This is a genomic window from Streptomyces coerulescens (assembly GCF_042657965.1).
In the GTDB taxonomy this organism is placed as follows: domain Bacteria; phylum Actinomycetota; class Actinomycetes; order Streptomycetales; family Streptomycetaceae; genus Streptomyces; species Streptomyces coerulescens.
Genome location: NZ_JBHSKM010000005.1, coordinates 12,885 through 28,526, shown reverse-complemented (window position 1 = coordinate 28,526; position 15,642 = coordinate 12,885). Strand labels below are relative to the sequence as shown.

14 protein-coding genes are annotated in these 15,642 nt (G+C 70.4%); 5 read left to right on the top strand and 9 right to left on the bottom strand.

Annotated features, from left to right (window positions below):
- Window positions 1-2: 2 nt before the first annotated feature.
- Window positions 3-2,579, bottom strand: a complete 2,577-nt coding sequence (locus ACFPQ9_RS10300; protein ID WP_380850159.1) for an NACHT domain-containing protein — start codon at window positions 2,577-2,579, stop codon at window positions 3-5.
- Window positions 2,580-2,921: 342 nt separating this feature from the next.
- Between ACFPQ9_RS10300 and ACFPQ9_RS10295 the strand changes: the two genes are divergently transcribed.
- Window positions 2,922-3,560 (top strand): M23 family metallopeptidase, encoded by a 639-nt coding sequence (locus ACFPQ9_RS10295; protein ID WP_380850156.1) that lies wholly within the window; start codon window positions 2,922-2,924, stop codon window positions 3,558-3,560.
- Window positions 3,561-3,573: 13 nt separating this feature from the next.
- Here the strand turns inward: ACFPQ9_RS10295 and ACFPQ9_RS10290 are convergent, their stop codons facing one another.
- Window positions 3,574-4,161, bottom strand: coding sequence for a TetR/AcrR family transcriptional regulator (locus tag ACFPQ9_RS10290; protein ID WP_380850153.1), 588 nt, complete (start codon window positions 4,159-4,161; stop codon window positions 3,574-3,576).
- A gap of 118 nt (window positions 4,162-4,279) precedes the next feature.
- Between ACFPQ9_RS10290 and ACFPQ9_RS10285 the strand changes: the two genes are divergently transcribed.
- Genes ACFPQ9_RS10285 through ACFPQ9_RS10275 form a run of 3 tightly spaced genes read left to right on the top strand, consistent with a single transcriptional unit; the run spans window position 4,280 to window position 6,823 of the window.
- Window positions 4,280-5,857 (top strand): MDR family MFS transporter, encoded by a 1,578-nt coding sequence (locus ACFPQ9_RS10285; RefSeq protein WP_380850150.1) that lies wholly within the window; start codon window positions 4,280-4,282, stop codon window positions 5,855-5,857.
- 51 nt (window positions 5,858-5,908) lie between these two features.
- Window positions 5,909-6,331, top strand: coding sequence for a helix-turn-helix transcriptional regulator (locus ACFPQ9_RS10280; protein ID WP_380850991.1), 423 nt, complete (start codon window positions 5,909-5,911; stop codon window positions 6,329-6,331).
- A gap of 60 nt (window positions 6,332-6,391) precedes the next feature.
- Window positions 6,392-6,823 carry a VOC family protein gene (locus ACFPQ9_RS10275; protein ID WP_380850147.1) on the top strand — a complete coding sequence of 144 codons (432 nt, stop codon included), beginning with the start codon at window positions 6,392-6,394 and terminating at the stop codon, window positions 6,821-6,823.
- 105 nt (window positions 6,824-6,928) lie between these two features.
- Here ACFPQ9_RS10275 and cseC read toward each other — a convergent pair whose 3' ends face one another.
- The 5 genes from cseC to ACFPQ9_RS10250 form a co-directional block, all read right to left on the bottom strand.
- Entirely contained in the window at window positions 6,929-8,395 is a 1,467-nt protein-coding gene (gene cseC / locus ACFPQ9_RS10270) for a two-component system sensor histidine kinase CseC (protein WP_380850144.1), read from the bottom strand.
- 10 nt (window positions 8,396-8,405) lie between these two features.
- Window positions 8,406-9,110 (bottom strand): two-component system response regulator CseB, encoded by a 705-nt coding sequence (cseB, locus tag ACFPQ9_RS10265; protein ID WP_380850141.1) that lies wholly within the window; start codon window positions 9,108-9,110, stop codon window positions 8,406-8,408.
- Window positions 9,111-9,159: 49 nt separating this feature from the next.
- Entirely contained in the window at window positions 9,160-9,855 is a 696-nt protein-coding gene (locus ACFPQ9_RS10260; protein ID WP_380850138.1) for a hypothetical protein, read from the bottom strand.
- Window positions 9,843-10,382, bottom strand: a complete 540-nt coding sequence (locus ACFPQ9_RS10255; protein ID WP_003999062.1) for a SigE family RNA polymerase sigma factor — start codon at window positions 10,380-10,382, stop codon at window positions 9,843-9,845. The genes ACFPQ9_RS10260 and ACFPQ9_RS10255 overlap by 13 nt, the downstream gene beginning before the upstream one ends.
- 313 nt (window positions 10,383-10,695) lie before the next feature.
- Entirely contained in the window at window positions 10,696-11,628 is a 933-nt protein-coding gene (locus ACFPQ9_RS10250) for an HhH-GPD family protein (protein WP_380850135.1), read from the bottom strand.
- Window positions 11,629-11,933: 305 nt separating this feature from the next.
- Between ACFPQ9_RS10250 and ACFPQ9_RS10245 the strand changes: the two genes are divergently transcribed.
- Window positions 11,934-12,755 carry a hypothetical protein gene (locus tag ACFPQ9_RS10245; RefSeq protein WP_380850132.1) on the top strand — a complete coding sequence of 274 codons (822 nt, stop codon included), beginning with the start codon at window positions 11,934-11,936 and terminating at the stop codon, window positions 12,753-12,755.
- Between the two features lie 93 nt (window positions 12,756-12,848).
- Here ACFPQ9_RS10245 and disA read toward each other — a convergent pair whose 3' ends face one another.
- Window positions 12,849-13,973, bottom strand: coding sequence for a DNA integrity scanning diadenylate cyclase DisA (gene disA / locus ACFPQ9_RS10240; protein ID WP_380850129.1), 1,125 nt, complete (start codon window positions 13,971-13,973; stop codon window positions 12,849-12,851).
- An 80-nt stretch (window positions 13,974-14,053) separates the two neighbouring features.
- Window positions 14,054-15,463, bottom strand: coding sequence for a DNA repair protein RadA (gene radA / locus ACFPQ9_RS10235; protein ID WP_380850126.1), 1,410 nt, complete (start codon window positions 15,461-15,463; stop codon window positions 14,054-14,056).
- Between the last annotated feature and the right edge of the window lie 179 nt (window positions 15,464-15,642).

Genomic DNA, 15,642 nt, shown 5'->3' with positions numbered 1-15,642 from the left:
TGTTACCCCCGGTGGGCGTGCGAATCGAGGCTTGCGAGCCGGACACCCGCCGGCACCTGCCGCGCCACGGTCTCGTCCACCTCCGTGGCCAGGAGCACGTGTGTGAGATTCGGGAAGGCCGCGAGCCAGGACAGTCCCTCGACGGGATGAGGCGCCTCCAACGCCAGATGGGTGAGGGGCTCGGCATCGATGAGCTCTGTCAGGTCGTCGACCCGGTAGGCGCCGGAGATCGCCATGCGCTGCCAGCCTCCCAAGGAGCGCAGTACGCGCAGGTCCTCAGCGGTGCGCGCCCCGACGCTGCACCTGCGGGGCAGGTACGCCAGGATCTCGCGTGCGTACAGCTCGCGGTCGAAGTTCTGCCAGTAGCCGGCCAGGCCGAACTGGACGTTGTCATCGGGATGATCCCGGAAGCGGGCCAGGAAGTGCAGCGCGGCCTCGCTGCCCAGCTCGGCGGCGACGTCGATCACCCGCAGTGCCCTCTCGGTGTCGAGTTCCTCCGGTCCCGGCAGCAGCCCCAGCACCAGCTCGCCGCCGGCTTGTGCGACCGCCTTGGCCGCCGCGGGATGGGGCGGCGGGACGAGGGTCCGCAGCCTTTCCTCCACCAGCTCCCGTACCTCCGGGTCGACCTCGGCCACGTACCGCAGTCCCGCCGCCGCCAGCAACGCCTCGCGCGCCGTCCCCCGCTCCGCCAGCCGCCGCAGCATCGCCTCCGCCTCCCTCGGCCGGGCATGCGCCAGCGCCAGCAGGATCACGTCCTCCCACTCGTCCAACTCGGCGTTGTTCACGAGCAGATCGAAGTCGAGCTCCTGTACGGCGAGCCGCGCGCCCAGGTAGTCCTGAAAGGTCCGGTGCAGAAAGTCCACCCGCCCGTCCGCGGGCTCCCGCAGCAACCCGGACCGCAGCAGCAGTGACCGGTAGACGTCCTCCGCCCCGGTGTCCCCGAGGCTCAGCGCGGGTAACGCCCGTCCGATGATGTGCACCGCGTCGGAACGGTCCATCTCCGCCCGGCTGTTGCGGATCAGCCACCACGCCAGCTTCTGGAGCAGCTGGACCTGGGTGGCGTACCCGATGCGGACCCCGTCGGGGTCGCGCAGCTCCCGTTCCCGGTCCCGGCGCTCCAGAAGCATCGTCAGCGCGGCCTCGTACAGGGATTTGCGGTCCTGGGGCAGGAAGCCGCGCCGGTCGCGGTGCAGGGCGCACAGCATCCCGCACATCAGGGGGTTGGTGGCCAGCCGGTTCAGCTCGGACGTGGTCCGCACCGACCGCAGGAGCGATTCCCCGACGGCCCCGTCCGCTCCGGCCGCGCGGTGCCAGCGCCGTACGAAGGTGGCGACGTCGTCGCGGGTCATGGCGGCGAGGCCAACCTCGTCGAAGCCCTCCGCGCCCAGCCAGTCCTCCGGGACGGCCGAGGGTCGGGAGGTGACCAGCCACAGGTTCCCGGGGTAGGCCCGCACCAGGTCGCGCAGCCACCGCCGGGCGGCCTCGCGGCGGTCCCCGGCGATCTCGTCGATGCCGTCGACGAGCAGCACCGCGCGGCGGGCCCGCAGCACGCGCTCCACCCAGCCGGTCGGCTGCTCACCGGCGACGGGGCAGCCGACGGCCCTGAGGAAGTCGCCGGGAAAGGGAAATTCTGCCTCTGGTCGCACGATCCGGCGCATCGGCAGCACGAACGGCACTCGCCCGAGGAGGTGGGACAGCCCGTGGTCGTAGGTGCGGCTCGCCGTCGTCACCGCGAGCCACTGCACCAGGGTCGTCTTGCCGGACCCGGCGACGCCGCGCAGCAGGACCTGGTCGTGCCGGGCGAGGACCTGTTCGGCGGGCACGTGCAGAGGGTCCTGTGGGGGGTGGCCGTCCCGCCGGGTGGGCTGCCGCGTCGCCTCCAGACTGAGATACGCCGCGTCCAGGGGCCATTCGCGGGTTCCGGCGTCGAGTCCGTAGATGGTCAGCGTGCCGTACCGGGCGGCGATGTGGTCGGCGTACCGGGCCTCGAATCCGGCGTCCGACGGATGCTGGGCCGGCAGCCGCTCCAGCAGCACGTCCACGGCCTGGACCAGCCGGGCCAGCTGCTGGGTCTGGAGGGTCTGCTGCCGGGCGACATAGGTGGAGCGCTGGGTGAAGAAGTTCAGGATGTGCAGTGAGGCGGTGTACAGCAGCCGCTCGTAGAGGAGCTCTCCGGCCTCGCTGAGGCCGTACCGGGACAGCGTGACGCGCGTGCGCAGCAGACGGGCGAATCCGTCGGGGCCGAGCCCCACGGCCTCGTAGTCCTCGATGGTGATCTCGCCCAGCAGCGCGAGGGTGCGGGCCAGCGCCTCCTTTACGGCCGGCGCCTCCGAGGTATCCACCGGCCGCTCCTGCGGTCCCGCCGCCTTCAGCGCCCGGCTCACCAGCTCGCCCGCGATCCTGTCGACGTCCTTCGGTGTGACGCTCTGCTTCTGGCGTCCGAACGACACCAGCGCCGAGATCCGCACCGGCCTGTCCACCAGGCCGGCTCCCGGTTCGTGCTTCACGAAGAGCTTCCGGATGAGCGGTGTGACCGCGCCGGACGCGACACGGGCCCCGAGTAAAGCGGCGTCGACCATGGGTCGAGGGTAGTGCCCGTCACATTCCGGGGTCTTCCGATTGCGCTGGGCGGTGACATGCCGCACAGGCGATTTGTCCGTTACTAGCGGGAATAGTGGAAAGCGGGTCAGCGGGCAAAAGGGACGTTCATTGCGAAAACCGACGGACGGTTCTGGCGTTGACGCTGGTTCGTCCGTATTAGGTGTTCTGTCAAGATGCAGGGAATTTTGCTGGGGAGTACTAGCTCTCGTCGTAGTTGAGGGGTTTTGGGGTTCGGCTCCGGCGGGGTTACCAAGGGATGGCCATCCGGCGACCTGATGTGTCGGGTGGTTTTCCCTGTCGTCGTACCCGTGAGGTTTCGAATGTCCCAGCGCTTCTCGTTCCGTTCGCCCCGTACGTCCGCGTTCCGCACCCGTGCTGCTGTGCTGGCCGCCGGACTGGGAGCATCGGTCGTGCTGGGCGCCGGAGGCGCGGTCGCCGCTGAGATGACCTCCGCCACCGGTGCTCCCGCCGCCGTCCAGGCCCAGACCGTTGCCGTGAAGAAGGCGGCCGCGAAGAAGGCCCCGGCCAAGAAGGCCGCCGTCTCCTGGGTCAAGCCGGTCAAGAAGTACACGAAGTCCGCCAGCTTCGCGCAGGCCGGCGGCATGTGGCAGTCCACCCACAGCGGTCAGGACTTCGCTGTGCCGAGCGGCACCCAGGTCGTGGCCGCGCACGGCGGCACCGTCGTCAAGGCCGGCGGCAACGGCGCCGGCGACGGTCCGGCGTACGGCAACGCCATCGTCATCAAGCACGGCAACGGGACCTTCTCCCAGTACGCCCACCTGTCGCGCATCGACGTGAAGATCGGCCAGGTCGTCAAGACCGGCCAGAACATAGCCAAGTCCGGCAACACCGGTAACTCCAGCGGTCCGCACCTGCACTTCGAGATCCGCAAGACCGCCAGCTACGGCTCCGCGGTCGACCCCGTGGCCTTCCTTCGGGCCAAGGGTCTCTCGCTCTGAGGTACCTGACCGTTCAGGCGCCCTTGTGCGCCTGAGTGATCAGATCCGTGGCGACCTCGAGGATGGCCTTGCGCTTCTCCTCGGGGTCGCCTTCGAGGTCTTTCAGCACGAACATCCCGGCGTGCATCGTGAACAGGGCGCTGATGCAGCGCACCTGGTCCACCAGGTCGGCGTCCGGGTCGATGACGATGTCCCGCATGCCGAGCATGCGGTCCTTGAACGTCTCGCCGATGCTCAGCTCACGGACGGTCGCCTGGTTCTCCTGCATGAAGCGGAACAGGGGGGACGCGCCGGCCAGCGCCTCGCTGTAACGGCGGACGATCTCCTGCTTGGTCTCCAGGGTGTGCGGCTGCCGCCTGCCCCACTCGATCAGTTCCTCGATCGGTTTCGTCAGGTCCTCGAAGAGACTGACGATGATCTCTTCCTTGGTCTTGAAGTGGTAGTAGAGGGCCGCTTTCGTGACCCCCAGGCGCTCGGCGATCTCACGCAGTGAGGTCTTCTCGTAGCCCTGCTCGGCGAAGAGTTCGAGTGCCACGTCCTGGATGCGCTGGCGGGTGTCCCCGCGGCGCCGCTGCTTGGTGCCGTCCATGGTGCCACCCATCCTCGTACTCCTCGGCTTTCCAGAAAACTTACTTGACGCCCGGCTAGTTACGCGCCTACCTTCCTGCAGTGTAGGCAACTAGCCGGGCGGCAAGTAAGTAGCTGGGGGAGAGGGAACCATGGCGGACACGGTGGCAGTGGACACAGGGCCGGCGGATCGGGCGGCACAAGCCGATCAGGCCGACAAGCAGCCGAGGAGCGTACGGGTCGTCCTGCTCGCGCTGATGATCACGATGATGCTGGCGATGCTCGACAACATGATCATCGGCACCGCGATGCCGACGATCGTGGGTGAGCTGGGCGGCCTGGAACATCTGTCGTGGGTCGTGACGGCGTACACCCTGGCGACCGCGGCCTCCACCCCGCTGTGGGGCAAGCTCGGCGACATGTACGGCCGCAAGGGCGTCTTCATGTCGTCGATCGTGCTCTTCCTCATCGGATCGGCGCTCAGCGGCATGGCCCAGGACATGGGCCAGCTCATCGGGTTCCGGGCCGTGCAGGGACTCGGCGCCGGCGGTCTGATGGTCGGCGTCATGGCGATCATCGGCGACCTGATCCCGCCGCGGGAGCGGGGCAAGTACCAGGGCATGATGGCCGGCGTCATGGCGCTGGCGATGATCGGCGGACCGCTGGTCGGCGGCACCATCACCGACCACTGGGGCTGGCGCTGGGCCTTCTACATCAACCTGCCGCTCGGCGTCGTGGCGCTCGCCGCGATCAGTGCCGTGCTCCACCTGCCGAAGAAGCGGTCGCAGGCGCGCATCGACTACCTGGGCGCCGGTCTGCTGACCGTGGGCATCACCTCGATCGTGCTGGTCACCACGTGGGGCGGCACGGAGTACGCCTGGACGTCCACCCGGATCATGGAGCTCATCGGCATCGGCGTCGCCGCGCTGGTCGGGTTCGTGTTCTGGCAGACCAGGGCGGCCGAGCCGATCGTCCCGCTGCACATCTTCCGCAGCCGGAACTTCACGCTGATGTCCCTGATCGGCTTCATCACCGGGTTCGTGATGTTCGGCGCGACGCTGTTCCTGCCGCTGTACCAGCAGTCGGTGCAGGGCGCCTCCGCCACCAACTCCGGCCTCCTGCTGCTGCCGATGCTCGGGGCGATGCTGGTCACCTCGATGGTCGCCGGCCGGGTGACCACGAACACCGGGCGCTACAAGGTCTTCCCGATCGTCGGCAGCGTCGCGATGGTCGGCGGGCTGTACCTGCTGTCGACCATGGACACGGGCACCTCGCGCTTCATGTCCGGGGTGTTCATGGCCGTGGTCGGACTCGGCATGGGCTGTCTGATGCAGATCACCATGCTGGTCGCGCAGAACAGCGTCGAAATGAAGGACATGGGCGTCGCGTCCTCCTCCACCACGCTCTTCCGTACGCTCGGCTCCTCGTTCGGCGTCGCGATCATGGGCGCCCTGTTCAACAACCGGGTGCAGGACGTCATGGCCGAGCGGGCCGGGTCGCTGGGCTCCAAGGTGACCGAGCAGTCGGCGCAGCTGGACGCGGCGAGCCTGGCCAAGCTGCCGGACGCGGTGCGCGAGGCGTACCAGCACGCGGTGTCGGCCGGCACCCACTCGGCGTTCCTGCTGGGAGCGGTGATCGCCGTGCTGTCCCTGGTCGCGGCCCTGTTCGTCAAGGAGGTCCCGCTCAAGGGGGACGGGCCGAAGGCGGAGGTCGCGGCGGACGGCGTCTAGGCCGGCCCCGAGCCACGCTCCTCGTCAGTGGGGCGTGCCACCATCGACGGCATGGACAAGGTGCGGCAGCTGCGGCTGGCCAAGGACGCCATGGACCGGGACTGGGCCGATCCGGGGCTCGACCTGGACGCGGTCGCCGCACACGCCGGGTACTCGCGGTATCACTTCGTGCGGGCGTTCAAGGCGGTGTACGGCGAGACACCCGGCCAGTATCTGACCCACCGGCGGATCGAGCGGGCCGAGGAGTATCTGCGGGTGGCCAATCTGACCGTCACGGAGATCTGCCATCTGGTCGGATTCAGCAGCCTCGGCACGTTCTCGGCGAAGTTCCGGACCCGGACCGGCCTGTCACCGAGCGAGTACCGCAAGAAGCACGTCGGACGCGGGACCGCGCTGATACCGGGGTGCTACGCGATGCTGTGGGCCGGCGGCTTCCGGCAGCGCGAGGACGGCAATTCTGAAGAAGCGCGGTGACGCCGCCGCTGCCTAACGTGACGGCAGTCGGCACACACCGCAGCACGGGAGAGCAGTCTCATGATCAAGGGCCTGGGCATCACCACCGTATGGACGTTCGACCAGCAGCGCACCAAGGCGTTCTTCACCGAGAAGATCGGCTTCGAGGTGCGCAACGACCTGTCCATGGGCGACATGAGGTGGGTCACCGTGGGCGCCAAGGACCAGCCGGACGTCGAGCTCGCGCTGATGAGCCTGGACGGGCCCGGCCTCGACCCGGAGTCCTCCGCCGCGCTGAAGACGCTCGTCGGCAAGGGGGTCATCGGCGCCGGGGCCTTCCACACCGACGACTGCCGGGGGGACTACGAGACCTTCAAGGCACGCGGGGTCGAGTTCCTCCAGGAGCCGCAGGAGCGGCCGTACGGCATCGAGGCGATCTTCCGCGACGACAACGGCAACTGGTACTCGCTGACCGAGCGCAGCGAGGAGCTGGACTTCAGCAAGCAGTTCTGAACAGGCCGCGGTTCGGCAGCGCCTCAAGGGGCGCGGGGAACTGCGCGACCAGCCACGACGCAGCCGCAGCCGCAGAAACCACCCATCGCGGCACCCAGCGGAGCGCTACGGCAGCATCGGGTGGCTGCCCGTGTTCGTCGGCGCGTGCTCCGGAAGCCAGAGCACGGCCACCGCGCCCTCCGCCGGGACAGGGTCCGGGGCGCCCGGCGGACGAATGTTGCGGAAGGTCAGCCGGGCACCGAGCACCCGCGCCTGACCCGCGGCGATCGTCAGGCCGAGGCCATGGCCATGGCCCGCGCGGTCGCTGCTGCCGGTGCGGAAGCGGCTGGGGCCGTCGGCGAGCAGATGCTCGGGGAACCCGGGGCCGTGGTCGCGGACCCGGATGACCCGGCCCTCGACCGTGACCTGGATCGGCGGCCTGCCGTGCCGTGCCGCGTTGGCCAGCAGATTGAACAGCACCCGCTCCAGGCGCCGCGGGTCGGTGGTGACCTCCGACTCATGGACGACCCGCACCTCGATGGCGGGATCCTTGGCCGCGACCCGCCGACTGACGAACTCGCCCAGCAGGATGTCCTGCAACTCGGCCCGCTCCGAGGCACTGTCCAGCCGGGCCACCTCCAGGACGTCCTCGACCAGCGTGCGCATGGCCTTCGCCCGGTCCAGGACCAGCTCGGTGGGCCGGCCGGGCGGCAGCAGCTCGGCCGCCGTCAGCAGTCCGGTCACCGGCGTGCGCAGCTCGTGCGCGATGTCCGCGGTGACCCGGCGCTCCGCCTCCAGCCGCTGCTGGAGCGCGTCCGCCATGGCGTCCACCGCGCTCGCGAGGTCGTCGGTCTCGTCCCGTACGACACCCCCGATGGCGTCCCGCACCCTGACGTCCGGCTCACCGCTCGCGACCTGGTTCGCCGCGGCCGCCGCCTTGCGCAGCCGCCGCGACAGCTGCCCGCCGATGAGCACACCGAGCGCGCTGCCGCCCAGCACCACCGCGATCGAGCCGATGATCATGGCCTGGTCGAGGCGGTTGAGGATCCGGTCGCTGCGATCGGTGAACCCGGTGCGCAGCGACAGCACGTGCCCGTTGGTCAGCGGCACGGCCGCCCAGATGTCGGGCGAGCCGCTCGGCGTGTCGGTGACATAGGTCGCCCGCCGGCCCTCCTCGACCTTCTCCCGCAGCGCCGCGGGCAGCTCCGGGTCGTCGATCGTGAGGTTGGGGAAGTTCAGCCGCTTGGACTGCTCGTAGCCGCGCTGGGCGATCTGGATGCGCTCGTCCGCGAGGTCGCGCGCGCTGTCCAGCATCGAAACCCGGGCCTGGTTGTGCACGACCAGGCTCAGGACGACCGCCACCAGGGCGCCGACCAGCGCGATCGCCGCGCTCAGCTTCCACCGCAGCCCCGTACGTATGGCGATCCGGCCGCCGCCCATCCCTCTCACGCGCATGCGCCCGCGACCACCCGCCGGTGATCCCGTACGACCGCTTGCACGGACCTCCACCCCCTGTCCCGCGATCTCCGCCGGATCGGTGAGGCCGACACTCGCCGCGCCGGACGCGGCCGGCCGTCTGAACATCCCCCGCATGCCGCCCCGCTCAGGCCTTCAGCTTGTAGCCGAAGCCACGGACCGTCTCGATACGGTCCTGGCCGATCTTCTGCCGCAGCCGCTGCACATGGACGTCGACCACCCGCGTGTCGCCGCCCCAGCCGTAGTCCCACACCCGCTCCAGCAGCTTGTCCCGCGACAGCACCGTGCCCGGCGCCGAGGAGAACTCCAGCAGCAGCCGCATCTCGGTCGGCGTGAGCGCGACGGGCTGCCCGTCCCGGCGCACCTCCATGCCCTCGGTGTCGACCTCCAGATCGCCGAAGGTCAGCAGACCGCCGGTGGCCGCCGGGTCGCTCCCGTCCACCCGGTCCGCACCGCCCGCGTGCCCGAACCGGCGCAGCACCGCCCGGATCCGGGCGACCAGCACGGCACCGTCGAACGGCTTGGTGACGTAGTCGTCGGCGCCCGCCTCCAGGCCCAGCACCACGTCGATCGAGTCGGCACGCGCCGACAGCATGATCACCGGCACGGTGGACTCGTCGCGGATACGGCGGCACAGACTGACCCCGTCCAGACCCGGGACCATCACGTCCAGCAACGCGATGTCGGGCCGGTCCGTCCGGAACGCCTCCAGACCCGACAGCCCGTCGGGCATGGCGGTCACCGCGAAGCCGTCCCGCTCCAGGGCGAGCTGGGTGGCCTCGCGGATGACGTCGTCGTCCTCGACGAACAGGACATGGGTCTGGTCTGCCATCCCGGTGCTCTCAGTCCTCGTGTGTTTCCGGTGGTGCGTCGGACGGGTCTCAGCCGTCCGGCGCCGGCGATTCGTCGCCGCCGAGCGAGCCGTAGTCGGTGCGGGTGCTGAACTTGCGGACGAAGCGGTCGGACTTCCACCGGTACGAGATCACGTCCTCGCTGGACGGGTTCGACAGCGCGTCGTCCTTGGCATACACCTGCTGGGTCACCACAAGGTAGCCGCGGTCGATCTCGGCGTAGACCGGAGGCTCCTCCGACTTGAACACATTGCGGTACGCGCCGCTCTGCTCGCGATACACGTACGAGGCCACGCCGACGCCGTCCGAGCAGGACAGGACGTTGACCACGATGTCGTCCGTGGGGCCGCCGGTCAGGTCGCCGTACGACACGTCGATGGGGTAGTCGTCGGAGACGCACGGTGTCAGTTCGCGCTTGACCTCCGTCGAGACCACGGGGTCCGCCTTGACCAGCCGGACGGCCTGCGTGCGGTCCGGGACCGCGGAGGCCGAGGCCACGGCCGACGGTGAGACGGCCGAGCCGGCCGCCACGTCGGCGTGCGCTGGCCCCTCGTCACGGGCGCCGGTGCCGCCGGTGGCGCAGGCGGAGGCGAAAAGGGCGAGGGCGACGACCACGGCCATCGCCGTGAACGCCGCCTGCATGGTCCCCCGCACGGGCCCGGATCCGGGACTGTCACCCGATTCCGTGTGCCCGGTGCCGCCCGTGGTCGTGCCTAGGCCGCGCAACGCTCCCGCTCCTCACGCTCCAGCGCGCGTGCGTCCAGATCGCGGCTCTCCAGCTCCTCGCGGAGCCGGGCGAGCGCCCGGTGCAGCGTGCTCTTGACCGTTCCGGCCGACATACCGAGGGCGGCGGCCGTCTCCTCCGTGGACATCTGCTCCCAGTGTCGCAGGACCACGACGCTGCGTTGCTTGGGAGCCAGAACCTTCATGATGTCCATCAGCAGGGCGCGGTCCGCGTGCTGCTCGGTGGAGTCGTCGACCGAGGCGTCCGGGAGCTGCTCGGTGGGGACCTCCTCCAGCTTGCGCGCACGCCACCACTCGGTCCGCGTGTTGATCATCACGCGGCGCAGGTAGGCGTCGGCGAGCCGCTTGTCCGCGATGCCGTCCCAGCGGTGGTACGTCCGCACCAGTGCGGTCTGCAGCAGGTCCTGCGCGTCGACCGGGTCCGGAACCAGCCGGCGGGCGCTGCGCAGCAGCGCGTCCTGCCGAGTGCGGACGTACTCCTCGAACTCGAGCACCTCGCCCTGCGCCATGTTGACCGCCTCCCGATTCCCCGTTCCCGGCCGGCCTGCCGGCCGTCGGTCCACTGCTTCTGCTTCGTTGTCGTCCCGGTCTGCCGGGTACGGAAATGAAGCTACGGAGGCGTTGTCACGGCGCTGTCCGAAGCAGCCTGCGGCCAGCGCTCGGCTGTGCGTCGGTTGTGTAACGGAATCAGGAAACGGACATAACGGTCGGGTGGTTGGGGTGGCTATGGGGTGATTTGTAGGCGTGTCAACGGCGCAACGGCCGTGCGGAGGCTGTGCATCGTGTGTCGCAGAGCCCGTACGTCTGTGATCTGACTGTGCGTCAGCTCATCGGCAGCCGGTACATCCCGCCCGGCAACGGCTCCACCAGTCCGTCGGAGACGAGGCCGTCCAGGGCACGCGCGCGCTGCACCGGTTCGTGCCACACACGGTCCAGCGCCACCTGCGGAACGGGAGTGCGGGCGTCGCGCAGCACGGCGAGCAGCTTGCCGCGCACCTGACGGTCCGTCCCGGCGTACGTCTGACCGCGGCGCGGCGGGCCGTCGTGCTCCGGCTTGCCCGCGAGCCGCCAGGCGCACTGCGCGGCGATCGGGCAGCGCTGGCACGACTCGTTCTTCGCGGTGCACACCAGCGCGCCGAGCTCCATGGAGGCGGCGGCCCAGCGGGACGCCGTGCGCTCGTCGTCGGGGAGCAGGGCGCGGGCGAGCTTGCGTTCGGCGGCCGTGGTGGCGTTCGGCGGGTACTGCACACCGGTGACGGCCCGGGCGAAGACCCGGCGGACGTTGGTGTCCAGGACGGGGTGCCGCTGGCCGTACGCGAAGGACGCCACGGCGGCGGCCGTGTACTCGCCGATGCCGGGCAGCGCGAGGAGCTGGGCGTGGTCGGTGGGCACGTCCCCGCCGTGCCGTTCCGCTATGGCGACCGCGGCGCCGTGCAGCCGCAGCGCGCGGCGCGGATAGCCGAGCCGGCCCCAGGCGCGGACGGCCTCGCCGGGCGCCTCCTTGGCCAGGTCGGCGGGGCGGGGCCAGCGGGACAGCCACTGCTCGTAGACGGGCAGGACGCGGTTCACCGGCGTCTGCTGGAGCATGAACTCACTGACCATCACACCCCAGGGGCCGGCCTCGGGGCGCCGCCAGGGCAGGTCACGGGCGTTCTCGTCGAACCAGCCGATGACACTGCTGTGCAGCGGCTGACCAGCCGGGCCGTCGGGGTCGGCGTCGGTGTGGGTGTGCGGGGGCTTCGTGGGCGCAGTCATGGCTTTCCGATCCTGCCATGTCGGGGGCGGCGGGGTGGGTAGGCGGCGGGTGCCGGTGCGTTGGCGGTCTCGGACCCGGGGGCTGCGTTTTCCGTGGGCCTGCGGCCCCCGGCCCGCCGCTTCGGCCCTGAACAGGCCTCGTCGTCAACGCCGGACCGGCTGAAGGGGAGCTGTCACGCTCTGCGACGGACAGGTGGGAGGTACGGCCGTCCGGAGTGGTTTCCGGGATGATGATCCGGAAAAGATGCCGCCCGGGGCGGCATGTGGGGCAAGCTAACGCGCCGATCTCTCGTACAGTTTGCGCCGTGGGATCTCTGCGCAATCCGGTCGGGCCGCTTCCCTCCACCATCTACTGGCGACGGAGGGCCGTACTGCTGTCGGTGTGCGCCCTGTTGGCGCTACTGATCACCTGGGTGCTCACCTCGGGCGGCGGAGGCGGCAAGAACGACGCGGGCGGATCCGACGGCAAGAATCCGGCCCCCTCGACGATCACCCCGGGCCCTTCCGGCTCCGGGCCGGCGATCAGTCAGGCGCCGGGCGGACGCGACGAGTCGACGGCCGGCGGGGACTCCGGCGGTTCGGGCTCCGACGACGGAAGCGGCTCCGGGGACGGTACGACCGGCGGGGACTCCGACGGGGCGGGAGGCTCCGGCAGCGGTGTCGCGGGCGGCGGCTCGGGCGGCGGTGTCGGGGAGGACGACACGGTGGCCGAGGGCTCCTCGCTGCCCAACTGTGTCTCGGGCCAGATGAAGCTGACGGTGCGCAGCCTGCACAACGCCTACGAGCCCGGCGAGACCCCGGCCCTGCTGCTGACCGCGACGAACTCCTCCACCTACGACTGCAAGGTCGATCTCGGCCCGAAGAACGCGGTGGTGACGGTCACTCAGGCGGGGTCCGAGGCCGGCTTCTGGTCCTCCGCCGACTGCCCCAAGGTCGCCGGCAGCCTGCGGTTCCGGGTGCCCGCCGGTTCGAGCATCACCTACACCGTGAAGTGGGACCGCAGGGCGAGCGCCCCGCAGTGCGCGACGCCCGCCGCGGGGGCGGCCGAGGCCGGCACGTACTTGGTGGAGGCGACGACGCCGGGATTTGGGACGGCTCAGACGTCGTTCGTGCTGGAGAACGACTGAGCGCTCCGAGGGTGGGGCCGTGATGGGTCGTCGGTTGTCTGCGGCACCGTCGTGGCTGGTCGCGCAGTTCCCCGCGCCCCTTTGGGGCGCGGGTCAGACGTACCGTTCGAGAATTGAGCTCTCCGCCAGCCGTGACAGGCCCTCGCGCACGCTGCGTGCCCGGGCCTCGCCGACGCCGTCCACCGTCTGCAGGTCGTCCACGCTGGCGGCGAGCAGCTTCTGGAGGCCGCCGAAGTGCTCCACCAGACGGTCGATGATGGCGCCGGGAAGTCTGGGCACCTTGGCCAGCAGCCGGAAGCCGCGCGGCGAGACCGCCGAGTCCAGGGCCTCCGGGGAGCCGGTGTAGCCCAACGCCCGTGCCACCGTGGACAGTTCCAGGAGCTCGGCGTGGGTGAGGGCGTCCAGTTCGTACAGCGCCTCGTCGACCGTGCGGGAGCGCTTGGCCGTCGGCTCGGGGACGTAGTCGCGCACCACGAGCTCCCGCTCGGGCTCCACGCCCGCGATCAACTCGTCCAGCTGGAGGGCGAGAAGACGGCCGTCGGTGCCCAGCTCCACCACGTACTCGGCGATCTCGGTCGCGATGCGCCGGACCATCTCCAGACGCTGGGCCACCGCCGAGACGTCGCGAACCGTCACCAGGTCCTCGATCTCCAGCGCTGACAACGTTCCCGCGACCTCGTCCAGGCGGAGCTTGTAGCGCTCCAGGGTCGCCAGGGCCTGGTTGGCGCGGGAGAGGATCGCCGCCGAGTCCTCCAGGACACGACGCTGGCCGTCGACGTAGAGCGCGATCAGCCGCATCGACTGGGAGACCGAGACGACGGGGAAGCCGACCTGTTTGCTGACCCGGTCCGCCGTGCGGTGCCGGGTGCCGGTCTCCTCCGTGGGGATCGTCGCGTCCGGCACGAACTGGACACCCGCGCGAAGGATCTTCGACAGGTCGGACGACAGCACGATGCCGCCGTCGAGCTTGCACAGCTCCCGCAGCCGCGTCGCCGCGAACTCGACATCCAGGACGAATCCACCCGTGCACATCGTCTCGACGGTCTTGTCGAAGCCGAGCACGATGAGCCCGCCGGTGTTGCCCCTCAGGACGCGTTCGAGCCCGTCGCGCAAGGCGGTGCCGGGAGCCACCGCGCTCAGTGAGGCGCGCATCAGGCCATCGGCACCGGAACTCCCGCCGGACTTTCCGGGAGCTGCTGCCCGGTCGTTGGCTGCCACTGCACTCCTCCGGTCGCAGGTTACTGGCGCTCCCGTTTCGCACATTCGGTTCGTACGGACGGGCGAGACCAGGGCAAAGTCTACCGGCGGTCCTCCGCCTCCCGTGGGGCCTCTCGCCGACGCGAGCGCGGAAGGACCCGGAGCGCGTCCCCTATGTCGGCCACTTCCAGCACCTTCATGCCCGTGGGGATCTTGCCCGGGTCGCCCGGAACGAGGGCGTGCGTGAAGCCCAGACGGTGCGCCTCGGCGAGCCTGCGCTGCACGCCCGTGACCCGTCTGACCTCGCCCGCGAGGCCGACCTCACCGATCGCGACCAGGTTCTTGGGGAGAGGTGTGTCACTGGCGGCGGAGGCCAGCGCGAGGGCGACGGCGAGGTCCGCGGCGGGCTCGGAGAGCTTCACCCCGCCGACCGTCGCCGAGTAGATGTCCCGCTTGCCGAGCGCGCTGATCCGGCCGCGCTGCTCCAGCACGGCCAGCATCATCGACACGCGCGAGGTCTCCAGACCGGACGTCGTACGGCGCGGCGAGGGGATCTGGGAGTCGACGGTGAGCGCCTGCACCTCGGCGACCAGAGGGCGGCGGCCCTCCAGGGTGACCGTCAGGCAGGTGCCCGGGACCGGTTCGTCACGACGGGTCAGGAAAAGTCCGCTCGGGTCCGCAAGGCCTGTGATGCCCTCATCGTGCAGTTCGAAGCAGCCGACCTCGTCCGTCGCGCCGTAGCGGTTCTTGACGCCGCGCACGAGCCGCAGGCGCGCGTGCCGGTCGCCCTCGAAATGGAGCACCACGTCCACGAGGTGCTCCAGGAGACGGGGGCCGGCGATGGCGCCGTCCTTGGTGACGTGCCCCACGAGGAGGGTGGACATCCCGCGCTCCTTGGAGGCGCGGATCAGCGCACCGGCCACCTCCCGGACCTGGGCCATGCCGCCGGGCGCGCCGTCGATCTCGGGGGAGGCCACGGTCTGCACCGAGTCGAGGATGAGCAGCGACGGCTTCACCGCGTCCAAGTGGCCCAGCACGGCGGACAGGTCGGTCTCGGCCGCGAGATACAGATGGTCGTCGAGGGCGCCGATGCGGTCGGCGCGCAGCCGCACCTGGCTCGCCGATTCCTCACCCGTGACGTACAGCGTGCGGTGCTCGTCGCTCGCCGACTTGGCCGCCACGTCCAGCAGCAGCGTGGACTTGCCCACACCGGGCTCGCCCGCGAGCAGGACGACGGCCCCGGGCACCAGCCCGCCGCCGAGGACGCGGTCCAGCTCGGGCACGCCGGTGGTGCGCGCGGTCGCCTGCCGCCCGTCGATCTGCCCGATCGGCAGCGCGGACGACGTCACCCGGCCCGGCGCCGTCGTACGGACCGCGGGCGCGCCGTACTCCTCGACCGTCCCCCATGCCTGGCACTCGGGGCAGCGGCCGAGCCACTTGGCCGTCTGCCAGCCGCATTCGGTGCAGCGGTAGGACGGTCGGTCCTTGGTGGACTTGGTACGGGCAGCCATGCGATGAACCGTAGCCGAGCCCACTGACAACGCCGTACGGCCGTGTGCGCGGCGCCTCTTCGGGGTGCCGCCGGAGGCCCACTCGTCATGCACAGGCCATGGAATCCTGGGTTCCTGTACCCCTTTGAGGGATCGTTTCACCCGTATGGATTAAAAGCGCTCAAGCGGGCAGAAGGCGC